We start from the raw sequence: 17,371 nt of genomic DNA, 5'->3' as shown, positions 1-17,371 counted from the left end.
TGATCGTCCTGAGGGGGGACGACCCGGGCCGGCCTCTTGCGCCCGGGAAACCGCAATCCTACGGTGATGCACAGGATTCGGCGGCGCGAGGGAGCACACGCATGAGCAGCGGGGACGCACGCAAGACGGCCGAGGGGCTGACGTACCTCTCGGGCTTCGGCAACGAGCACGCGTCGGAAGCCGTCCCGGGGGCCCTGCCCGAGGGCCGCAACTCGCCGCAGCGCGCCCCGCTCGGCCTGTACGCGGAGCAGCTCAGCGGCACGGCGTTCACCGAGCCCCGCGCCCACAACCGCCGCTCGTGGCTGTACCGGATCCGCCCGTCCGCCGCGCACCCGGCGTTCACCCGCGTGGACGCCGGCGACCTGCGCACCGGCCCGTTCACCGAGACCGTCCCCGACCCCAACCGGCTGCGCTGGGACCCGCTGCCTCAGCCCGCGCCGGGCACCGACTTCCTGGCCGGCCTGTGGACGCTCGGCGGCAACGGCGACGCCGCCCAGCGCACCGGCATGGCCGTGCACCTGTACCACGCCGACACCTCGATGGACCGCGTCTTCAGCAGCGCCGACGGCGAGTTCCTGATCGTCCCCGAACAGGGCGGGCTGCTGCTGCGCACGGAGTTCGGGCTGCTGCGCGCCGAGCCCGGCGAGATGGCGCTGATCCCGCGCGGCGTCCGCTTCCGCGTCGAACTCCTGGACACCGCCGACGACGACGGGCGGACGCCGACCGCCCGAGGCTACGTCTGTGAGAACTACGGCGCGCCCTTCCGGCTCCCCGACCTCGGCCCGATCGGCGCCAACGGCCTGGCCAACCCCCGCGACTTCCGTGCGCCGGTCGCCGCCTACGAGGACGTGGAGGGCCCGGTGGAGGTGGTGAACAAGTACTGCGGCCACCTGTGGAGGGCGACCTACGGCCACTCCCCGCTCGACGTCGTCGCCTGGCACGGCAACCACGTCCCGTACGTGTACGACCTGCGCCGCTTCAACGTCATCGGGACGGTCTCCTACGACCATCCGGACCCGTCGATCTTCACGGTGCTGACGTCGCCGTCCGACACCCCGGGTCTGGCCGGCGTGGACTTCGTGGTCTTCGCGCCGCGCTGGCTGGTGGGCGAGGACACCTTCCGGCCGCCGTACTTCCACCGGAACGTGATGAGCGAGTACATGGGCCTGATCGAGGGCGCCTACGACGCGAAGACCGCCGGGAAGGGAGGCTTCGTGCCGGGTGGCGGCTCGCTGCACAACATGATGTCGGCGCACGGCCCGGACCGGGAGACGTTCGACCGGGCGAGCGCCGCCGAGCTGGGGCCGCAGAAGGTGGACGACGGGCTGGCGTTCATGTTCGAGACGCGCTGGCCCATCGCCCTCACCCCGGGCGCGGCCGGCGCGGACCATCTCCAGCAGCGCTACGACGACGTGTGGTCGGGCCTCGAACGCCACTTCCGCCCGTTGCACTGACCGTCGCCCGACCGGTACGGATAGCCCCGTGACCTCCTTCGCCCCGGACTCGATCGTCCTGAACCGCAAACTGCCGCTGTGGTACCAGGTGTCGCAGTCGCTGCGCGCCTCGATACTGGGCCGCTCGCCCCGGGAGCCGCTGCGGCTGCCCACCGAGGAGCAGTTGGCGGGGCACTACGGGGTGAGCGTGCTGACCATGCGGCAGGCGCTGAAGGAGCTGGAGGACGAGGGGCTGATCACCCGGCACCGCCGGCGCGGCACCTTCATCGAGCCCGGCGTGCGACGCGGCGCGCCGGTGCGGCTGCTGGGCTCGGTCGACGCGATCGTGGCCCAGCAGTCCGGCATGGCGACGCGGCTGCTGGACCACGGGACGACGGCAACTCCGGCAGAACTCGCCGAGCACTTCCCGGAGCTGCCGGAGGTGGCGACGTACCACCGGTTGCGCAGCGAAGAGAAGACGGGCGAGCCCACCAACCACGCCCGCAACTACGTCCGTCCGGAGCTCGCCGCCCGGATCGACCCGGCCGACCTGGTGCGCTGGCCGATGACGAAGGTCCTGCGGGACGTGGTGGGGGCCGACATCGGCAGCATCACGGACACGGTCCAGGCCCGGCTCGCCGACCCGGAGACGGCCCGGCTGCTCCAAGTGCCGCTGCTGAGCCCGATCCTGCACTACACGGGCGTCACCCGTGACCCCGACGGCCGGCCCCTGGACGTGGCGGTCATCCACTACCGGGGCGACCGCTTCTCCTTCACGGTGACCCTGGACGCCACCTGATCGCCCTGCCCGCGACCGTCGTACGATGCCCCGCGTGACGCACGACGACGCTCCGCGACTGGTGGACCTCATGCCGTGGTCCGTCGCACCGCCGCGTCTCGGCCGGGCGTGGCCGACGGCGCCCGACCCGGCGTCCCTGAAGGCCCGTTGGGAGACGCTGACGAAGGCCGAGGGCCCCGACCGCGAGGCCCTGTTCCAGCCGACGCGGGCCCGCACCCCGCGCACGGCGGTCGGGCAGCTGCCCGGGCACGGCGGCGGCACGGGCAGGCTGAGCCATGCCCCGGGCCCGTGCCCGGAACCGGTGCGGGTCCTCGCCGCCCCCTTCGACGAGCAGTGGCTGATCCCGGACCACCGGCTGATCGACGCGGCCCGTCCGGAGCTGTGGCGGGTGGCGGACGAGCACCAGGTGTTCGTGGTGGAGGCCCCCGGCCCCCCGTTCCTGCTGGCGACGTCGCTGTTCCCCGCGCTGCGCGCGGGCCGGGTCCGCCCCCTGTACCGCCGCCCGGGCGCCGGGGAGCCGAATCTGGCCCCGGGCCTGCTGGCGCACCTCGGCCACCGTGCCGGCCCGCTGGACTTCCTGGCCTGGACGCTGGCCGCCGTGCGGGCCGACCTCACCGTGCCGCTCCCCCGGGATCCCGAACTGTGGTCGCTGGGTGTCGAACGGGGCCACCGGATGCTGTGGCTGCTGCGCCGCGACGGCGAGCGCCCCAAGCTCCCGGGTGGGCGCCGCCCCTACGTCCGCGCCCCGCTGCCCGCTTTCCCGCTCACCCTGCGCTATGACCGCGACGAGGAGACGCTCCACCTGGACGAGGGCCGGATCGCGCCGGTGCCTCCCGAGGCGTGGGACTTCGGGGCCGGCGACGCCCGGGTCCTTCAGCAGTGGTTCGCGCGGCGGACGGAGCCGGCCGAGCCGGGCACGCTCGCCGCGATCCGCCCGTCCGTCTGGCCGCAGACGTGGACGTCGGAGCTGCTGGAGCTGATCACCGTGCTGGCCCTGCTGGCGGAGCTCGCACCGCTGCGGGAGGAGCCGGCGGAGACGGTCACGGCGGCGGACCTGCGCGCGGCCGGTGTCCTCCCGGTCCCGGAGCGGGCCCGGCGGCCGGCGTCGATCCTGGACCACGGGGAAGAGGGCCCGGAAGGACAGCTGGCGCTGCTCTGAACCGAACCGACGGCTCGCGAGGGCCGCCGCGCATGACAAACCCGCGGGACGGCCGTCATGATCCACCCCATGGACCAGCTCCCCGCGCCCCTGGAGGGCATCACCGTCGTCGCCGTCGAGCAGGCCGTCGCGGCCCCGTTCGCCACCCGGCAGCTGGCCGACCTCGGCGCCCGGGTGATCAAGGTGGAGCGGGTCGACGGCGGCGACTTCGCGCGCGGCTACGACACCGCCGCCCGCGGTCTCGCCTCTCACTTCGTGTGGTGCAACCGCGGCAAGGAGTCGGTCGCGCTGGACCTGAAGGACCCGCGCGGACTGGACGTCGTACGGCGGCTGGTGGCCGGCGCGGACGTGTTCGTGCAGAACCTCGCGCAGGGGGCGGCGGCCCGCCTCGGCCTGGACGCGGCCGCCCTGTGCGCGCGGCATCCGCGGCTGGTCGCCGTGGACATCTCCGGTTACGGGGCGAACGGCCCGTACGCGGACAAGCGGGCCTACGACATGCTCGTGCAGTGCGAGGCGGGGCTGGTGTCGGTGACGGGGACGCCGGAGCGGCCGGTGAAGGCGGGAATCCCGGCGGCCGACATCGCCGCGGGCATGTACGCGTTCTCGGGGGTGCTGGCGGCGCTGGTGCGGCGGGGCGTCACCGGGCGGGGCGGTCCGGTGGAGGTGTCGATGCTGGAGGCGCTGGCGGAGTGGATGGGCCATCCCCTGCATCACTCGCTGCACGGCGGCGACGCCCCGGCCCGCACGGGTCTCGCGCACGCCGTGATCGCGCCCTACGACGCGTATCCGACGGCGGACGGCGGGCGGGTGCTGCTGTCGGTGCAGAACGACCGCGAGTGGCGGCGACTGGCCGAACACGTCATCGGGCGGCCGGAGTTGGGTTCGGATCCGCGGTATGCGACGAACGCGGAGCGGGTCGCCCGCCGGGAGCGCACGGACGCGCTGGTGGCGGAGGCGCTGGGCGTGCTGGACGCCGATGAGGCGCTGGCCCGGCTGGAGGGCGCGGGCATCGCCTGCGCCCGCCTGCGGGACCTGCGTGAACTGGCCGAGCATCCGCAGCTGGCGGCCCGCGAGCGGTGGCGGGAGGTGGACTCTCCGGTCGGACCGCTGCGGGCGCTGCTTCCTCCGATCACACTGCCGGGTGGGGCGGAGGCGCGGATGGGGGCCGTGCCCGCGCTCGGGGAGCACACCTCGGCGGTGCTGCGTGCCGTGGGGATGACGGACGAGGAGATCGCAGCGTTGCGCCGGGAAGGTGTGGCCGCCTGAGCGCGGGCCTCAGTGCTTGTTGCCGCCGAACAGCGAACGGCGCAGGCGGCGCAGCGGCGCGAAGAGCAGGACGCGGCTCACCCGGGCGCCGCGGGGGCTGCGCCGGGCCGGCTCACGGGCTGTCAGTTCGCGCATGAGCGAGGTCGCCTCGACCGTCTCACGCTGCGGTATCGCGGGACCTCCCAGCACCGAGAGATGGCGGTCGAGCCGCGAACTGGTCGCACTGCTCCCGCAGGTGACGGCAGGGACCCTCGCCCTGCTGCGCATCGTTATCTGTTCCATGTCACTCCCCACCCGTACGAGTCCACCCGGCCCGGGCAGGGTAACCCTATCGTCCCGGCGGGGCACACGTGTATCGCGGTCCCAGGATTCACCTTCCCCGTAAGGGGGTTGACGATGCCTCTTTTGTCACTCTCCGAATCCGACCGATTTCAGGGTGAGTTGGACAACCGGCTGGGTGGTGGGCTGAGGCGACCCGCCGTCCGGCTCGACGGTCACAGCCAGTGACGCCGAGGACGGGTCGAGGCCGGTGGCGACGAGGGGCGTGTCACCCTTGAAGAGGCCGAGGGAGCGCGGTTGCGTATGGGGGCGCATGACCCACAGCTGGTGCACCTGTCCGGTGGGCAGGCTTCCGTATCCGCTCAGCGTGACGATCGCCTCGCCGGTCGACGCGGAGGCGACCACCGCGATGGCGCGGCCCCGGGAGTCCTTGCCGCTGTTCGCCCGGGCGTCCGGAGCTGCCAGAACGTGGGCGATGTCACGTGCCTGGGTCCGTTCCGCGGTCAGCCGGTCCTGGGCGCGGTCCGCCTGGAAGGCGAAGAACGCGGCGGCCGCGACCGCGGCGACCGCGGTCACCGCGGCGAACGGCGCGAACACCGGGCGGCGCGCGCGGGGCGCACGGGTGCGCGGAGGCAACGGCTGCGTGCCCCAGACGTGCGGCGGCAGCTGCCCGGGCAGGCGCTGCTCACGCCCGGCGGCCGGCGCGGGATCCTGCGGGGTCGTCCGTACCGCGGCCAGCACCCGGTCGCGCATCGCGAGCGGCGGCGGGGCGGCGGCCGACCAGGCCAGCCGGACGGCGTCCTCGGCCAGTTCGCGCACCTCGGCGGTGCAGCGGTCACAGGTCTTCAGATGCTTCTCGAACCGGCGGCGCTCGTCGGGTTCCAGCGCGTCCAGGGCGTAGGGGGCGGCCAGCGAGTGCGGGTCGTCCCGGCGGAAGAGTCCGAGGAAACTCATGCGGCCCCTCCCAGGCAGTCGCGCAGCCGCGTGAGTCCGTCGCGCATACGGGTCTTGACGGTGCCGAGCGGCAGCGAGAGCCGTTCGGCGACCTCTCGGTAGGTGTAGCCGTCGTAGTAGGCGAGGGTGACGGACTGACGCTGAAGGGCCGTCAGCCGGTTCAGGCAGCGGCGCACCCACTCGCGCTCCAGTCCCGCCTCCACCTCCTCGGTGACCTGGTCGAAGGCGGGGTGGTGGGCCCGCTGGGCCTCGCGTTGCTCACGTTCGCCGGCCGCGCGGGCGCTGCGCACCCGGTCGACGGCGCGCCGGTGGGCCAGGGTGAGGATCCACGACAGGGCGCTGCCCCGCCGGGGGTCGAACCGCGCGGCGGACCGCCAGAGTTCCAGGAGCACTTCCTGGCTCACCTCCTCCGACTGCGCCGGGTCCCGCACCACGCGCCGCACCAGACCGAACACCGGTCCGGACACCAGTGTGTAGAGCTGTTCGAATGCGTTCTGGTCGCCTCGCGCGACGAGCAGCAGCAGCTCGTCCGCCTCCATCCGGTCCCCCTCCCCACGGCCACACCCGGACCGTCCCGTCATACCAGGCATTCGCAACGCACACACCTCCGGAGGAGGTACGTACGCGGAGGCCGAAAACGCGGGTGAGCAGGAAAGAAAAAGTTTTTTGCCTCCGACCAATCCGATCGGCCCCTCCGCTCCGTATAGCTCTCCGTCAGGCAAGTTGGGACAGAGGACGGACGGCATGACAGGTATCTCCAGGAGCGGCTCCGGACGCAGGGGCGTCGCGACCCTCATATGCGGTGCTCTCGCCGCCGGGGGGCTCACGGCCGCCGGCGTGGCCGCGCTCGCGCCGGGGGAGGCCGCCGCCTCCAGCCACCGGGAGGCGCCGCTCATCTCGGGCACTCCGCAGTACGACAACACCGACGTGTACGCGTTCGTCAGCCCGGACCACCCGGACACGACGACGATCGTCGCGAACTGGATCCCGTTCGAGGAGCCCGCCGGCGGCCCGAACTTCTTCCCGTTCGCCGAGGACGCCCAGTACGACCTCCGCATCGACAGCGACGGCGATGCGCGTGAGGACCTGGTGTTCCGGTACACCTTCAAGACGCACGTCAAGAACAAGAAGACGTTCCTGTACAACACGGGCACGGTCGAGAGCCTCAACGACCCGGACCTGAACATCACCCAGTCGTACGACCTGGAGCTGATCAAGCTCAAGAAGGGCAAGGTCCAGCACAAGACGAAGCTCGCGGACGACGTGCCGGTCGCGCCGTCGAACGTCGGCAAGGCGTCGATGCCGAACTACGCCAAGCTCCGCGAGCAGGCGGTGTACAAGCTCCACAACGGCGCGAAGACGTTCGCCGGCCAGGCCGACGACCCGTTCTTCCTCGACCTGCGCGTCTTCGACCTGCTGTACGGCGGGAACCTCTCCGAGGTCGGCAACGACACGCTCAAGGGCTACAACGTCAACTCCATCGCCCTCCAGGTCCCGAACGACCTGATCACCGAGGCCAAGCACCAGCCGATCGTGGGCATCTGGTCGACCACGCAGCGCGAGAACGCCGAGGGCTACTACTCCCAGGTGTCGCGCCTGGGCATGCCGCTGGTGAACGAGGTCGTCAACCCCATCAAGGACAAGGACAAGTTCAACGCGTCCGAGCCGAAGGACGACGGCCAGTTCCTGAAGAACGTCACCAACCCCGAGCTGCCCAAGCTCATCGAGGCGATCTACAAGATCAAGGCGCCGGCCGAGCCGCGCAACGACCTCGTCGACGTGTTCCTCAAGGGCGTCAAGGGCCTCAACCAGCCGCCGTACGTGACGCCTTCGGAGCAGCTGCGGCTCAACACCTCGATCAAGCCGACCGCCAGCCCCAAGCGGCTGGGCGTGCTGGACGGTGACAACGCGGGCTTCCCGAACGGGCGCCGGCTCACCGACGACGTGATCGACGCGGCGCTGCAGGTCGTCGAGGGCGAGCTGCTGGGCACGAAGAACGACCTCGGTGACGCGGTCGACAAGAACGACAAGTCGTTCGAGAAGGCCTTCCCGTACGTCGCGCTGCCGACCGAGGGTTCGCGCGGCGCGGTCGCCAAGGGCACCGGCAACGACGTCCGCAACCAGCTCGGCGACGCCCTCACGGGCACCTCGGGCAGCGACACCGGCATGATCGCCCTCTCCGCGGGGGCCGGCGCGATGGGTGTCCTGCTCATCGGCGGCGGCCTGATGTGGTGGCGCCGGCCGCGGGGCCGTCGCGCCTACTGAGCCCTGACGGGCCAGGTCCCTTTTGACCGGGCCGGGGAGAAACCTGCGCTCCCCGGCCCCTCCCCCACCGACTGGTGCGGCCCGCGTACTCATCCCCCACGGCGCGGGCCGCGCCACCAGCAGGCCGTTCCACCCCAGGCGACCTAGGAGAGGGCATGTCCCCGCGAACCGACGACGGCGAACCGGAGCGCGAACTGCCGCGTACCGGCCAGGACCACGACTCCGAGGCCGCCTCCGCGACTTCGCCGGGAACGCCCGCGCCGCAGGAGACGACTCCGGCCGCGGCCGGTGACGAGACCCCGCCGGCCGGCGATCCGCTTCCGGGCGCCCCTGCGGGGTCCGGTGACGAGGACGTCGATGTGCGGGTCGCCGCCGTTCGCCGGGTGGCCGCCGCCGGACGGCGGTGGCGTTCGGTGCAGCTGGGGGCGTGCGCCGCGATGCTGGCCGTCGCGATGACCGCCGGCGCGATCGCGTTCGGGGCCGCACGGGACCACGACAGCGTGCCGGTCGTCGCGGCGGCCGCCGTCTCGCCGGGGCTGCTCGCCGGCGGGGACGTCGACGCCGGCATCACCGCGCTGCAGGCTCATCTGCGCGCCCAGCCGAAGGACTTCGGCGGCTGGGCCACCCTCGGCCTGGCCTACGTCGAGCAGGCCCGCACCAAGGGGGACCCCTCCCGCTACCCGCAGGCCGACAAGGCCCTCGACCGCTCCCTGGAGCTGCGGTCCGACAACGACCAGGCCCTCGCCGGCCGGGCCGCCCTCGCCGCCGCCCGCCATGACTTCCCCGGCGCGCTGAAGTACGCCGATCAGGCGCTGGAGCACAACCCCTACAGCGAACGCGCCCTGTGCTCCCGAATCGACGCGCTCGTCGAGCTCGGCCGGTACGAGGACGCCGAGAAGGCCGCCGTGACGGCCGACCGACGGCGCCCGGGCATTCCGGTGTTCACCCGCTACGCCTACGTCCACGAGCTGCGCGGCGACGTCGCCACCGCCCGCCGGGTCCTGGAGCGTGCGCTCAAGGCGGCGAGCTCGCCCGGCGACATCGCCTACGTCTCCGCCCAGCTCGGCCAGCTCGTGTGGAACCAGGGCGACTACGACGGCGCGCTCACCTACTACGCCCGTGCCCTCGCCGCCGACGAGAACTACCTCCCGGCGCTGGAGGGCCGCGCCCGCGCCCAGGCGGCGAGCGGACGGCCGGCCGAGGCCATCAAGGGGCTGGAGCAGGTCGTCGCCCGCTTCCCGCTGCCCGGCCCGCTCGTCGAACTGGGCGAGCTGTACGAGACCCGGGGCGCGGAAGGCGACGCGGCGAAGGCCGAGGACCAGTTCACCCTCGTCGACGCCTGGACCGCCCTCGCCCGCGCCAACGGCGTCAACGCCGACCTGGACACCGCGCTCGCCGCCGCCGACCACGGCGACAAGGCGGCGGCGCTGCGCGCGGCCCGCGCCGAGTGGGACCGCCGTCGCACGGTGCACACCGCGGACGCCCTCGCCTGGGCGCTGCACGTCAACGGCAAGGACGCCGAGGCCCTGCCCTACGCCCGGCAGTCCACGGCCACCGGCTACCGCAACGCGGCCTTCCTGTACCACCGGGGCGTGATCGAGCGCGCCACGGGCCACGCCGAGGACGCCCGCGCCCACCTCTCGGCGGCGCTGAAGCTGAACCCGGGTTTCTCCGCCGAGGGCGCCCGTGAGGCGCGTGCGGCACTGAAGACGCTGGAGGCGGACAAGTGAAAACCCGTCGTGCGTTCGCCTCCTGCGCGGCCGTCCTGACGGCCGGCTGCGCGCTCGCGCTGCTCCCTTCCGGCAGCGCGAGCGCCCACCCCCTGGGCAACTTCACCGTCAACCGCTACGACGGTCTCGTCGTCGCCCCGGGCGAGCTCCGCGTCGACCACGTCGAGGACCTCGCCGAGATCCCGGCGACCCAGGCGAAGCCGGACGTCGAACGGCTGGGCGTGACCGAGTGGGCCCGGCAGCGCTGCGCGACCGCAGCCGCGGGCAGCGGGCTCACCGTCGACGGCCGCGCGGTCCCCCTCACGGCCGGCGCCGCCAAGGCCGTCGTACGGCCGGGTCAGGCCGGGCTGGACACCCTGCGCGTGCAGTGCCGGCTGACGGCGCCGCTGCCCGAGGACGCGACGGTCTCCCTCGCCTTCCACGGCGCGGGCGGCTCCACCGGCCCCGGCTGGCGCGAGATCACCGCGCGCGGCGACCGTATGACGCTCACCGGCTCCGATGTGCCGGCCGAGTCGAACTCGAAGGAACTCACCGAATATCCGCAGGAGTTGCTCTCCTCGCCCGCCGACACCGCTACCGCCTCCCTGCGGGTGCGGCCCGGCGGCGCGGCCCTCGCCGCCGCCGAGGACCGTGACGCGCCCGCCGCGTCCGTCCTGCCGCGCGGCGCCGACCGCTGGACCCGGGCCCTGGACGACCTGGTCGCCCGGCAGGACCTGACCGTCGGCTTCGCCGCACTCGCCCTGCTCCTCGCGATCGTCCTCGGCGCGATGCACGCGGTGGCCCCGGGCCACGGCAAGACCATCATGGCCGCGACCGCGGCCGCCCGGGGCGGCAAGGCCCGGATGAAGGACGTCCTGCCCCTGGCCGCTTCGGTGACGGTCACCCACACCCTTGGCGTGGTCGCCCTCGGCGTCCTGGTGACGGCCGGCTCGGCCGCCGCGCCGTCGGTGATCGCCTGGCTCGGCCTGGCGAGCGGCGCGCTCGTGCTGTTCGCGGGCGGCACCCTCGTACGCCGGGCCTGGCACAACCGCCGGCACGGCGGCGCGCACGCCCACTCCCACGGCGGCCACGGGCACCCTCACGACCACGATCACGGGCATTCCCATGACCACGGTCACGGCCACACCCATGACCACGACCACGACCACGACCACAGTCACTCGCACGAGCCCGCCGAGGCGCCCGCGCGTCAGCTCGCGCTGGTCGGCTCGGCCGCCGACGGGACCTCCACCGAGGGAACGACCGCCGGGCACAGCCACCAGGACCACGGTCACAGTCACGACCACAGTCATGACCACGACCACAGTCATGGGACGCACACCCACACCCACGGCGGTTTCACGCACTCCCACTCCATCGCCCCCACCCTGCGCGGCACGATCCTCCTCGGCTTCGCCGGGGGGCTCGTGCCCAGCCCGTCCGCCGTCGTCGTGCTGGTCGGCGCCGCGGCGCTCGGGCACGCCTGGTTCGGGCTGCTGCTCGTCGTCGCGTACGGCATCGGCCTCGCGCTGACCCTCACCGCCGCCGGGTTCGCCGTCGTCAAAATGGGTTCGGGCGCGGCCCGGTTGCTGGACCGCAGCCCCCGCTGGATGACGCACCCCGTAGCGGCGCTGGTCCGCCGCAACATGCCGCTGTGGTCCGCGCTGGTCGTCGTCGCCCTCGGGATCGGACTCGTGCTCAAGGGGGCCGCATCCGTCGTCGCCTGAGCTACGTTTGTGGAGGTGGTGGAGGTTTCGGCCGTGATGCGAAGGGGGCGCGGTGTCCGAAGAGCCGGGCGGTGAACGGCTGATCGCGGGCCGGTACCGGTTGCTGTCGCCGCTCGGCGAGGGCGGCATGGGCACGGTGTGGCGGGCCCGGGACGAGGTGCTGCACCGCGAGGTAGCGGTCAAGGAGGTGCGCGCGCCCGCCGGGCTCGCGGGCTCCGACGTGGAGCGGATGTACGCCCGGCTGGAGCGCGAGGCCTGGGCGGCGGCCCGGGTCGCGAACCGGAACGTGGTGACGGTGTACGACGTGGCCACGCAGGACGGCCGGCCGTGGATCGTCATGGAGCTGGTGCGGGGCATCTCCCTCGCCGAACTGCTTGACGCCGAGGGGCCGTTGGAGCCCGCCCGGGTCGCGCACATCGGGGCCGAGGTACTGGCCGCGCTGCGGGCGGCGCACGAGGCGGGAGTGCTGCACCGGGATGTGAAGCCGGCCAACGTGCTGATGTCGAACGACGGCCGGGTGGTGCTCACCGACTTCGGTATCGCCTCGGTCGAGGGCACCTCGGCGATCACGATGACCGGCGAGGTCATCGGCTCCCCCGAGTTCCTCGCGCCGGAGCGCGCGCTGGGGCGTACGCCGGGGCCCGAGTCGGACCTGTGGTCGCTGGGCGTGCTGATGTACGCGGCGGTGGAGGGGAACTCCCCGTTCCGTCAGAACACCCCGCTGAGCACGCTGCGCGCGATCGTCGACGAAGAACTGCCGCCGCCGCACCGGGCGGGCCCGCTCGCCCCGGTGATCGAGGGGTTGTTGCGCAAGGACCCGGGAGAACGGCTGCCGGCCGCCGACGCCGAGCGGGAGCTGCGGGTCGTCGCCGCGGGCGGCGCGCCCCGGCCGGGCGCCTACCCTGCGGCGGCCGCCGGGCCGCCCGCGTCGGGGCGCACGGAATCCTTCGCGCAGTCGCCGTCGCCATCGCCCGCGGACCGTTTCCCGCCGTCGCAGCCGACCCCGCCGTGGACGGATTCCGACACGACCTCGCAGACCGGCCCGGACCGCGGCCGGCGGGCCGCCTTCGTGCTGGTCGCGGGGGTCGCGGCGCTGGCGCTGGGGGTCGCCGGTCTGACGTACGCGCTGCTGAACGGGGACGGCGACGGCGACGGCGACGACGCCGGCCGTGACGTCACGGTCAGTCAGCCGCAAGGGGCGACCCCGACGCCCGGGAAGAGCGCGACGGGGAGCGGCACGAAGCCCTCGCCGAGCCCCAGTCCGAGCGCGAGCGAGAAGGAGAGCGAGAGCTCCCCGAGCGCGGAGCCGACGCAGTCCGTCACGGTGAACGTGACCGGCGCGCACACGGAGTACACCGGTTCCTGCCCGCCGCCGGACGACTCCGCCCCGTCCTTCACGGCCACGATCACGGTCGGGCGGCTGCCGGCGACGGTGTCGTACCGCTGGGTGTCGAAGGAGGGCGAGCTGTCCGGCCAGACCTGGAAGACGCTCGACTTCCCGTCGGGCGGCGGGAAGTCGAAGCAGGACAAGGTGGCCGTGTCGACGTCCGAGCGGAGCGGGACACGGCAGAACGCGATCGGCGTGGAGGTGCGCGACCCGGTGGCCGTCACCTCCGACTACGTGCCGTTCTCGGTGACCTGCGAGACGGAGGCCCCGCCGTCCGGGACCTCCCCCTCGCCCTCACCCAGCGAGTAGCACCGGGCAGGTCAGGCGGCGGAGTCGAGAGCCGGCAGATAGCCGCCCGACTGGCCGGACGCGGTCGGGTGGTAGGACTCGCCGATGTTGAGCCAGTTGACGCTGTGCAGCCAGGAGCCGCCGGAGCAGATCTCATGGCCGGCGAAGGACGTGCGGACGTCCCCGAAGACGAAGCCGTGGGCGGCGGCGCGCCGGGCGATGGCGGCGTCCAGATGGTCGGCGGCCTTGTTGACGGCGGCGCGCTTGGTCTCCGACAGGCCGAGGCAAGCGGTGCCGAGCTTGTAGAAGCGGGGGTAACCGAGCACGACGACGCGTGCGTTGGGGGCCTTGGAGCGGATGGCCGAGTAGACGCTGTCGAGTTTGCCGGGGAGCGTGGAGTCGACGTACGCCCGCGCGGTGTCGATCCGGGCGACGCAGGTGCTGTCGGAGCTGGTCACACACGTCGTCATGACGTCGGCGAATCCGGCGTCGTTGCCGCCGACGGTGACGGAGACCAGCCCGGTGGAGGCGTTGAGCGGGCCGAGCTGCCCGGCGAGAACATCACCCGTTCGAGCGCCCGAGCAGGCGGTGAACGCGAACGACGAGGGTGAGTGGGCGGCGTTCCACAGGTACGGGAACGCCTTGCCGCTGCGCTTGCAGGAGCCGCTGGAGCTGACGTAGGACCCGGCGCCGACGCCGGAGGAGTAGGAGTCGCCGAGCGCCACATAGCCGCCGGCAGGGGCGAGTCGGGACGCGTGCGCCGTGGTGGCCCCGGTGAGGGCGGTGACGGCCGCGAGGAGGAGTGAGCTCGCGAATACGACAAGTCGGGAACGTCTCATGGAACCTCCCTTTAGCAGGATCTCTGCCTCAACCGTCGTACCAACTGCGCGTGTTGACGGGAAGTGTCCATGCCAAGCCATTCGGCGGCCCTCATGGCGGTCAAAGGAACAAAAAGGTGAGTCTCCTCCCAGGTCTTGCCATACAGGAGCAATCGTCAATACCGTCAGACATCTCACCCGCATCGGACCGTCAGCAAGCGGCTCTGGGGCGCGTTCGCCACACGCCCCATGGGGAGGGCTCGAGGAACGCCGTGGTGTGTCCGGCGCGGGGCGCGGCAGGGGGGTGCCGTGCTCGGTGAGCGCAACTGTCATCGGGCCGTGCCGCGCAGGTCGGTTCGCCGTTCTCCGGAGCCGGCCGGCAATGCCAGCTCACCCGGCGTGCGCGGGGAAGTCCTCCGCCACGCCGTGCCGTGGGGCGGCGGAGAGGTCTTCCGTCCTGCCCTGCGGCCGTGGGTGAGAACCAACCCCCCTTTCGAACCGGACGTGAATCCGGGCCGCTCTGGGGAGGGCGGCCCACCGGACGAGAGGGACCTCAAGTCATGAGTTCCGTTCTGCAGCCGGCGACATCGGGCCAGGATCACGAGGCCCCGCCCGCCGCCGGCACCTACCGGCCCGTCTCCTCTCACCTGGCCATCGCGCCGCCGGTGAGCGTGGTCATCCCAGCGATGAACGAGGCCGAGAACCTTCCGTACGTCTTCAAGACCCTGCCCGACTGGGTCCACGAAGTCGTCCTGGTCGACGGCAACTCCACCGACGACACCGTCGCCGTCGCCCGCGCCCTGTGGCCCGGCGTCAGAGTCGTCGAACAGCGGGGCCGGGGCAAGGGCGACGCCCTGATCACCGGCTTCGAGGCGTGCACCGGCGACATCATCGTGATGGTCGACGCCGACGGCTCCGCCGACGGCAACGAGATCGTCTCCTACGTCTGCGCGCTGGTCTCGGGCGCGGACTTCGCCAAGGGCTCCCGCTTCGCCAACGGCGGCGGCACCGACGACATGACCTTCGTGCGCCGACTCGGCAACCGGGCGTTGTGCGCCGTCGTCAACCGCAAGTTCGGGGCCCGGTACACCGACCTGTGCTACGGCTACAACGCCTTCTGGCGGCACTGCCTGGACCGGATCGACCTCGACTGCACCGGCTTCGAGGTGGAGACCCTGATGAACATCCGGGTCGTCAAGGCGGGACTGAGAGTGCAGGAGATCCCCAGCCACGAGTATCTGCGCATCCACGGCGTCAGCAACCTGCGGGCCGTGCGCGACGGGCTGCGGGTGCTGCGGGTGATCCTCCAGGAGCGGTCCAACCGGCGGGCGCTGCGCCGCAGAGGCCGCCACCGGTCGCCCATGCTCGACTCGGTGCTCGACCCGGTCGCGGGAGAGATCTCTTGAGCGGGCCCGGCATCTCCGTGGTCGTCTGCGCGTACACCGAGGACCGCTGGGACGACATCCTCGCGGCGGTCGCCTCGGTACGCGCGCAGAGCCGGCCGGCCCTGGAGACCGTGCTGGTCGTCGACCACAACCAGGCGCTGACGGACCGCCTGACCGAGGAGTTCGCGAACGCCGGGTCCCGCGCGGCGGACGGCGAGGTGCGGGTGCTGTCCAACTCCGGCCCGCGCGGCCTGTCGGCCGGCCGCAACACCGGCATCGCGGCCGCGCGCGGCGACGTCATCGCCTTCCTCGACGACGACGCCGTCGCCGAACGCGACTGGCTGCGCTGGTTCGCCGCCGGCTACGACGATCCGCGTGTGATGGCCGTGGGCGGGCTGACCCTGCCCGTGTGGGCCTCCGGGCACCGGCCCCTCTGGTTCCCCGAGGAGTTCGACTGGGTGGTGGGCTGCTCCTACCGGGGCCTGCCGCCCGGCCGGGCCCGGGTGCGCAACGTCCTCGGCGGCAACGCCTCGTTCCGGCGTACGGCGTTCGACCTGGCGGGCGGCTTCGCGACCGGCATCGGACGCGACGGGGACAGGCGCCCGCTGGGCGGGGAGGAGACGGAGCTGTGCATCCGGCTCAGCCGCGCCCGGCCGGACGCGATCCTGCTGGTGGACGACCGCGCGGTCATCCACCACAAGGTGCCCGAGGCCCGCGAGCGCTTCGCCTACTTCCGTGCCCGCGCCTACGCCGAGGGCCTGTCCAAAGCCCTCGTCGCCCGCAGCGTGGGCGCGGCCAAGGGGCTGGAGTCGGAACGCCGGTACACCACCCGCGTACTCCCGTCCGGCGTGGCCCGGGGCCTGCGAGACGCCTTCCTCGCCCGCCCCGGCGGCGCCCGCAGGGCCGCGGCCATCATCACCGGCGCCCTGACCGCGGCAACCGGCTACGCGGCGGGCGCCCTGACGGGAACGGAACCGGCGAGGACCGTCGCCCCGGCCGCCGACGCCGGACAGGAGGCCGCCGGATGACCGAACCCCGGGTACCGATCCTCATGTACCACTCGGTGTCGGCCGACCCCACGGACGCCACCCGAACCCTCTCGGTCTCGCCGGAGGCCTTCACGCGGCAGCTCACCCTGATCGCGGAGCGGGGCCTCACCCCCATGACCACCGCCGACCTCGCCGCCCGCTGGCGCACCGCCCGCCCCCTCCCCCACCGCCCCGTGCTCCTCACCTTCGACGACGGCTACGAGGGCGTGCACCGCCACGTCCTCCCCGCCCTGGCGGAACACGGCTTCCCCGCCACCCTGTTCGTGTCCACCGGCTGGCTCCGGGGCGACAACGACACCGGCGCCGGCCTGGACACCATGCTGGACTGGCAGCAGGTGCGCGAACTGGCGGCCGCCGGCGTCGAGATCGGCGGGCACAGTCACACCCACCCGCAGCTCGACCAGCTCGACGACACCGCGCTGCGCACGGAACTGACCCGCTGCCGGGACATCGTCGCCGACGAGCTGGGCGCGCCGCCGGTGTCGTTCGCCTACCCCTACGGCTACTCCAGCCGCCGGGTGCGCACCGCCGTACGGCAGCACGGGTTCGCCCAGGCGCTCGCGGTGGGCAACTCCCTCGCCCGGCGGGCGCAGGGCCCTTACGCCCTGCGCCGGGTGACGGTACGGCGCGGCACGGACGCCGAGGAGTTCGCAACTCTCCTCGACGGCCGTGCCGTCGCCCGCGCCTTCGCCCGGGACCGCGCGCTCACCAAGGGCTACGCGATGGTGCGCGGCGCCCGGCGGATTCGACGCAGGGCGGCGGACGTCCTCGGGTGAGCGGCCGGACGAATCCGACACACCGGCGCGCAGCACGGAAACCGGGTGCACACGGGCCCCGTGTGCCGGATCATGGC

At 73.1% G+C, this 17,371-nt stretch carries 15 protein-coding genes; 11 read left to right on the top strand and 4 right to left on the bottom strand.

What is annotated here, in order from left to right; all coding sequences use genetic code 11:
* Nucleotides 1-101 precede the first annotated feature (101 nt).
* From hmgA to ACIRS4_RS11255, 4 genes are all read left to right on the top strand, one after another.
* Nucleotides 102-1,454, top strand: a complete 1,353-nt coding sequence (gene hmgA, locus ACIRS4_RS11270; protein ID WP_404193308.1) for a homogentisate 1,2-dioxygenase — start codon at nt 102-104, stop codon at nt 1,452-1,454.
* A gap of 28 nt (nt 1,455-1,482) precedes the next feature.
* On the top strand, nt 1,483-2,232 hold the full coding sequence (locus tag ACIRS4_RS11265) for a GntR family transcriptional regulator (RefSeq protein WP_404193305.1): 750 nt from the start codon (nt 1,483-1,485) through the stop codon (nt 2,230-2,232).
* A 25-nt stretch (nt 2,233-2,257) separates the two neighbouring features.
* Complete coding sequence (locus ACIRS4_RS11260) at nt 2,258-3,391, top strand: type ISP restriction/modification enzyme (RefSeq protein ID WP_404193303.1); 1,134 nt, start codon at nt 2,258-2,260, stop codon at nt 3,389-3,391.
* 69 nt (nt 3,392-3,460) lie between these two features.
* Entirely contained in the window at nt 3,461-4,657 is a 1,197-nt protein-coding gene (locus tag ACIRS4_RS11255) for a CaiB/BaiF CoA transferase family protein (RefSeq protein ID WP_404193301.1), read from the top strand.
* 9 nt (nt 4,658-4,666) lie between these two features.
* On the opposite strand, the gene ACIRS4_RS11250 is transcribed toward ACIRS4_RS11255, so the two are convergent.
* The 3 genes from ACIRS4_RS11250 to ACIRS4_RS11240 form a co-directional block, all read right to left on the bottom strand.
* A complete protein-coding gene (locus ACIRS4_RS11250) occupies nt 4,667-4,939 on the bottom strand; it encodes a hypothetical protein (protein ID WP_403815775.1) in 273 nt (90 codons plus the stop codon).
* 126 nt (nt 4,940-5,065) lie between these two features.
* Entirely contained in the window at nt 5,066-5,890 is an 825-nt protein-coding gene (locus ACIRS4_RS11245; RefSeq protein ID WP_404193299.1) for an anti-sigma factor domain-containing protein, read from the bottom strand.
* Entirely contained in the window at nt 5,887-6,429 is a 543-nt protein-coding gene (locus tag ACIRS4_RS11240; RefSeq protein ID WP_404193297.1) for a sigma-70 family RNA polymerase sigma factor, read from the bottom strand. Before ACIRS4_RS11240 ends, ACIRS4_RS11245 begins: the two co-directional genes overlap by 4 nt.
* A gap of 205 nt (nt 6,430-6,634) precedes the next feature.
* Between ACIRS4_RS11240 and ACIRS4_RS11235 the strand changes: the two genes are divergently transcribed.
* The 4 genes from ACIRS4_RS11235 (at nt 6,635) to ACIRS4_RS11220 (ending at nt 13,287) form a co-directional block, all read left to right on the top strand.
* Nucleotides 6,635-8,155, top strand: a complete 1,521-nt coding sequence (locus ACIRS4_RS11235) for a DUF4331 domain-containing protein (RefSeq protein ID WP_404193295.1) — start codon at nt 6,635-6,637, stop codon at nt 8,153-8,155.
* 155 nt (nt 8,156-8,310) lie between these two features.
* Entirely contained in the window at nt 8,311-9,885 is a 1,575-nt protein-coding gene (locus tag ACIRS4_RS11230; RefSeq protein WP_404193292.1) for a tetratricopeptide repeat protein, read from the top strand.
* Complete coding sequence (locus ACIRS4_RS11225) at nt 9,882-11,591, top strand: nickel transporter (RefSeq protein WP_404193290.1); 1,710 nt, start codon at nt 9,882-9,884, stop codon at nt 11,589-11,591. Before ACIRS4_RS11230 ends, ACIRS4_RS11225 begins: the two co-directional genes overlap by 4 nt.
* 52 nt (nt 11,592-11,643) lie before the next feature.
* The gene (locus ACIRS4_RS11220) at nt 11,644-13,287 is read left to right on the top strand and encodes a serine/threonine-protein kinase (RefSeq protein WP_404193287.1); all 1,644 of its coding nucleotides are present in this window, start codon (nt 11,644-11,646) and stop codon (nt 13,285-13,287) included.
* A gap of 11 nt (nt 13,288-13,298) precedes the next feature.
* Here the strand turns inward: ACIRS4_RS11220 and ACIRS4_RS11215 are convergent, their stop codons facing one another.
* Complete coding sequence (locus ACIRS4_RS11215) at nt 13,299-14,105, bottom strand: SGNH/GDSL hydrolase family protein (protein ID WP_404193284.1); 807 nt, start codon at nt 14,103-14,105, stop codon at nt 13,299-13,301.
* 539 nt (nt 14,106-14,644) lie between these two features.
* On the opposite strand from ACIRS4_RS11215, the gene ACIRS4_RS11210 reads away from it, so the two are divergent.
* From ACIRS4_RS11210 to ACIRS4_RS11200, 3 genes are read left to right on the top strand one after another with little or no spacing between them, the layout of a single operon-like run.
* Nucleotides 14,645-15,490 carry a glycosyltransferase family 2 protein gene (locus ACIRS4_RS11210; RefSeq protein ID WP_404193282.1) on the top strand — a complete coding sequence of 282 codons (846 nt, stop codon included), beginning with the start codon at nt 14,645-14,647 and terminating at the stop codon, nt 15,488-15,490.
* Nucleotides 15,487-16,497 carry a glycosyltransferase family 2 protein gene (locus ACIRS4_RS11205; protein ID WP_404193280.1) on the top strand — a complete coding sequence of 337 codons (1,011 nt, stop codon included), beginning with the start codon at nt 15,487-15,489 and terminating at the stop codon, nt 16,495-16,497. The genes ACIRS4_RS11210 and ACIRS4_RS11205 overlap by 4 nt, the downstream gene beginning before the upstream one ends.
* A complete protein-coding gene (locus tag ACIRS4_RS11200; protein WP_404193277.1) occupies nt 16,494-17,294 on the top strand; it encodes a polysaccharide deacetylase family protein in 801 nt (266 codons plus the stop codon). Before ACIRS4_RS11205 ends, ACIRS4_RS11200 begins: the two co-directional genes overlap by 4 nt.
* The last annotated feature ends 77 nt before the right edge of the window (nt 17,295-17,371 follow it).

The organism is Streptomyces sp. NPDC101166 (genome assembly GCF_044768125.1).
Taxonomy (GTDB): Bacteria; Actinomycetota; Actinomycetes; order Streptomycetales; family Streptomycetaceae; genus Streptomyces.
Note: the sequence above shows the minus strand (reverse complement) of the source record. Positions and strands in the feature narration are given on the sequence as shown.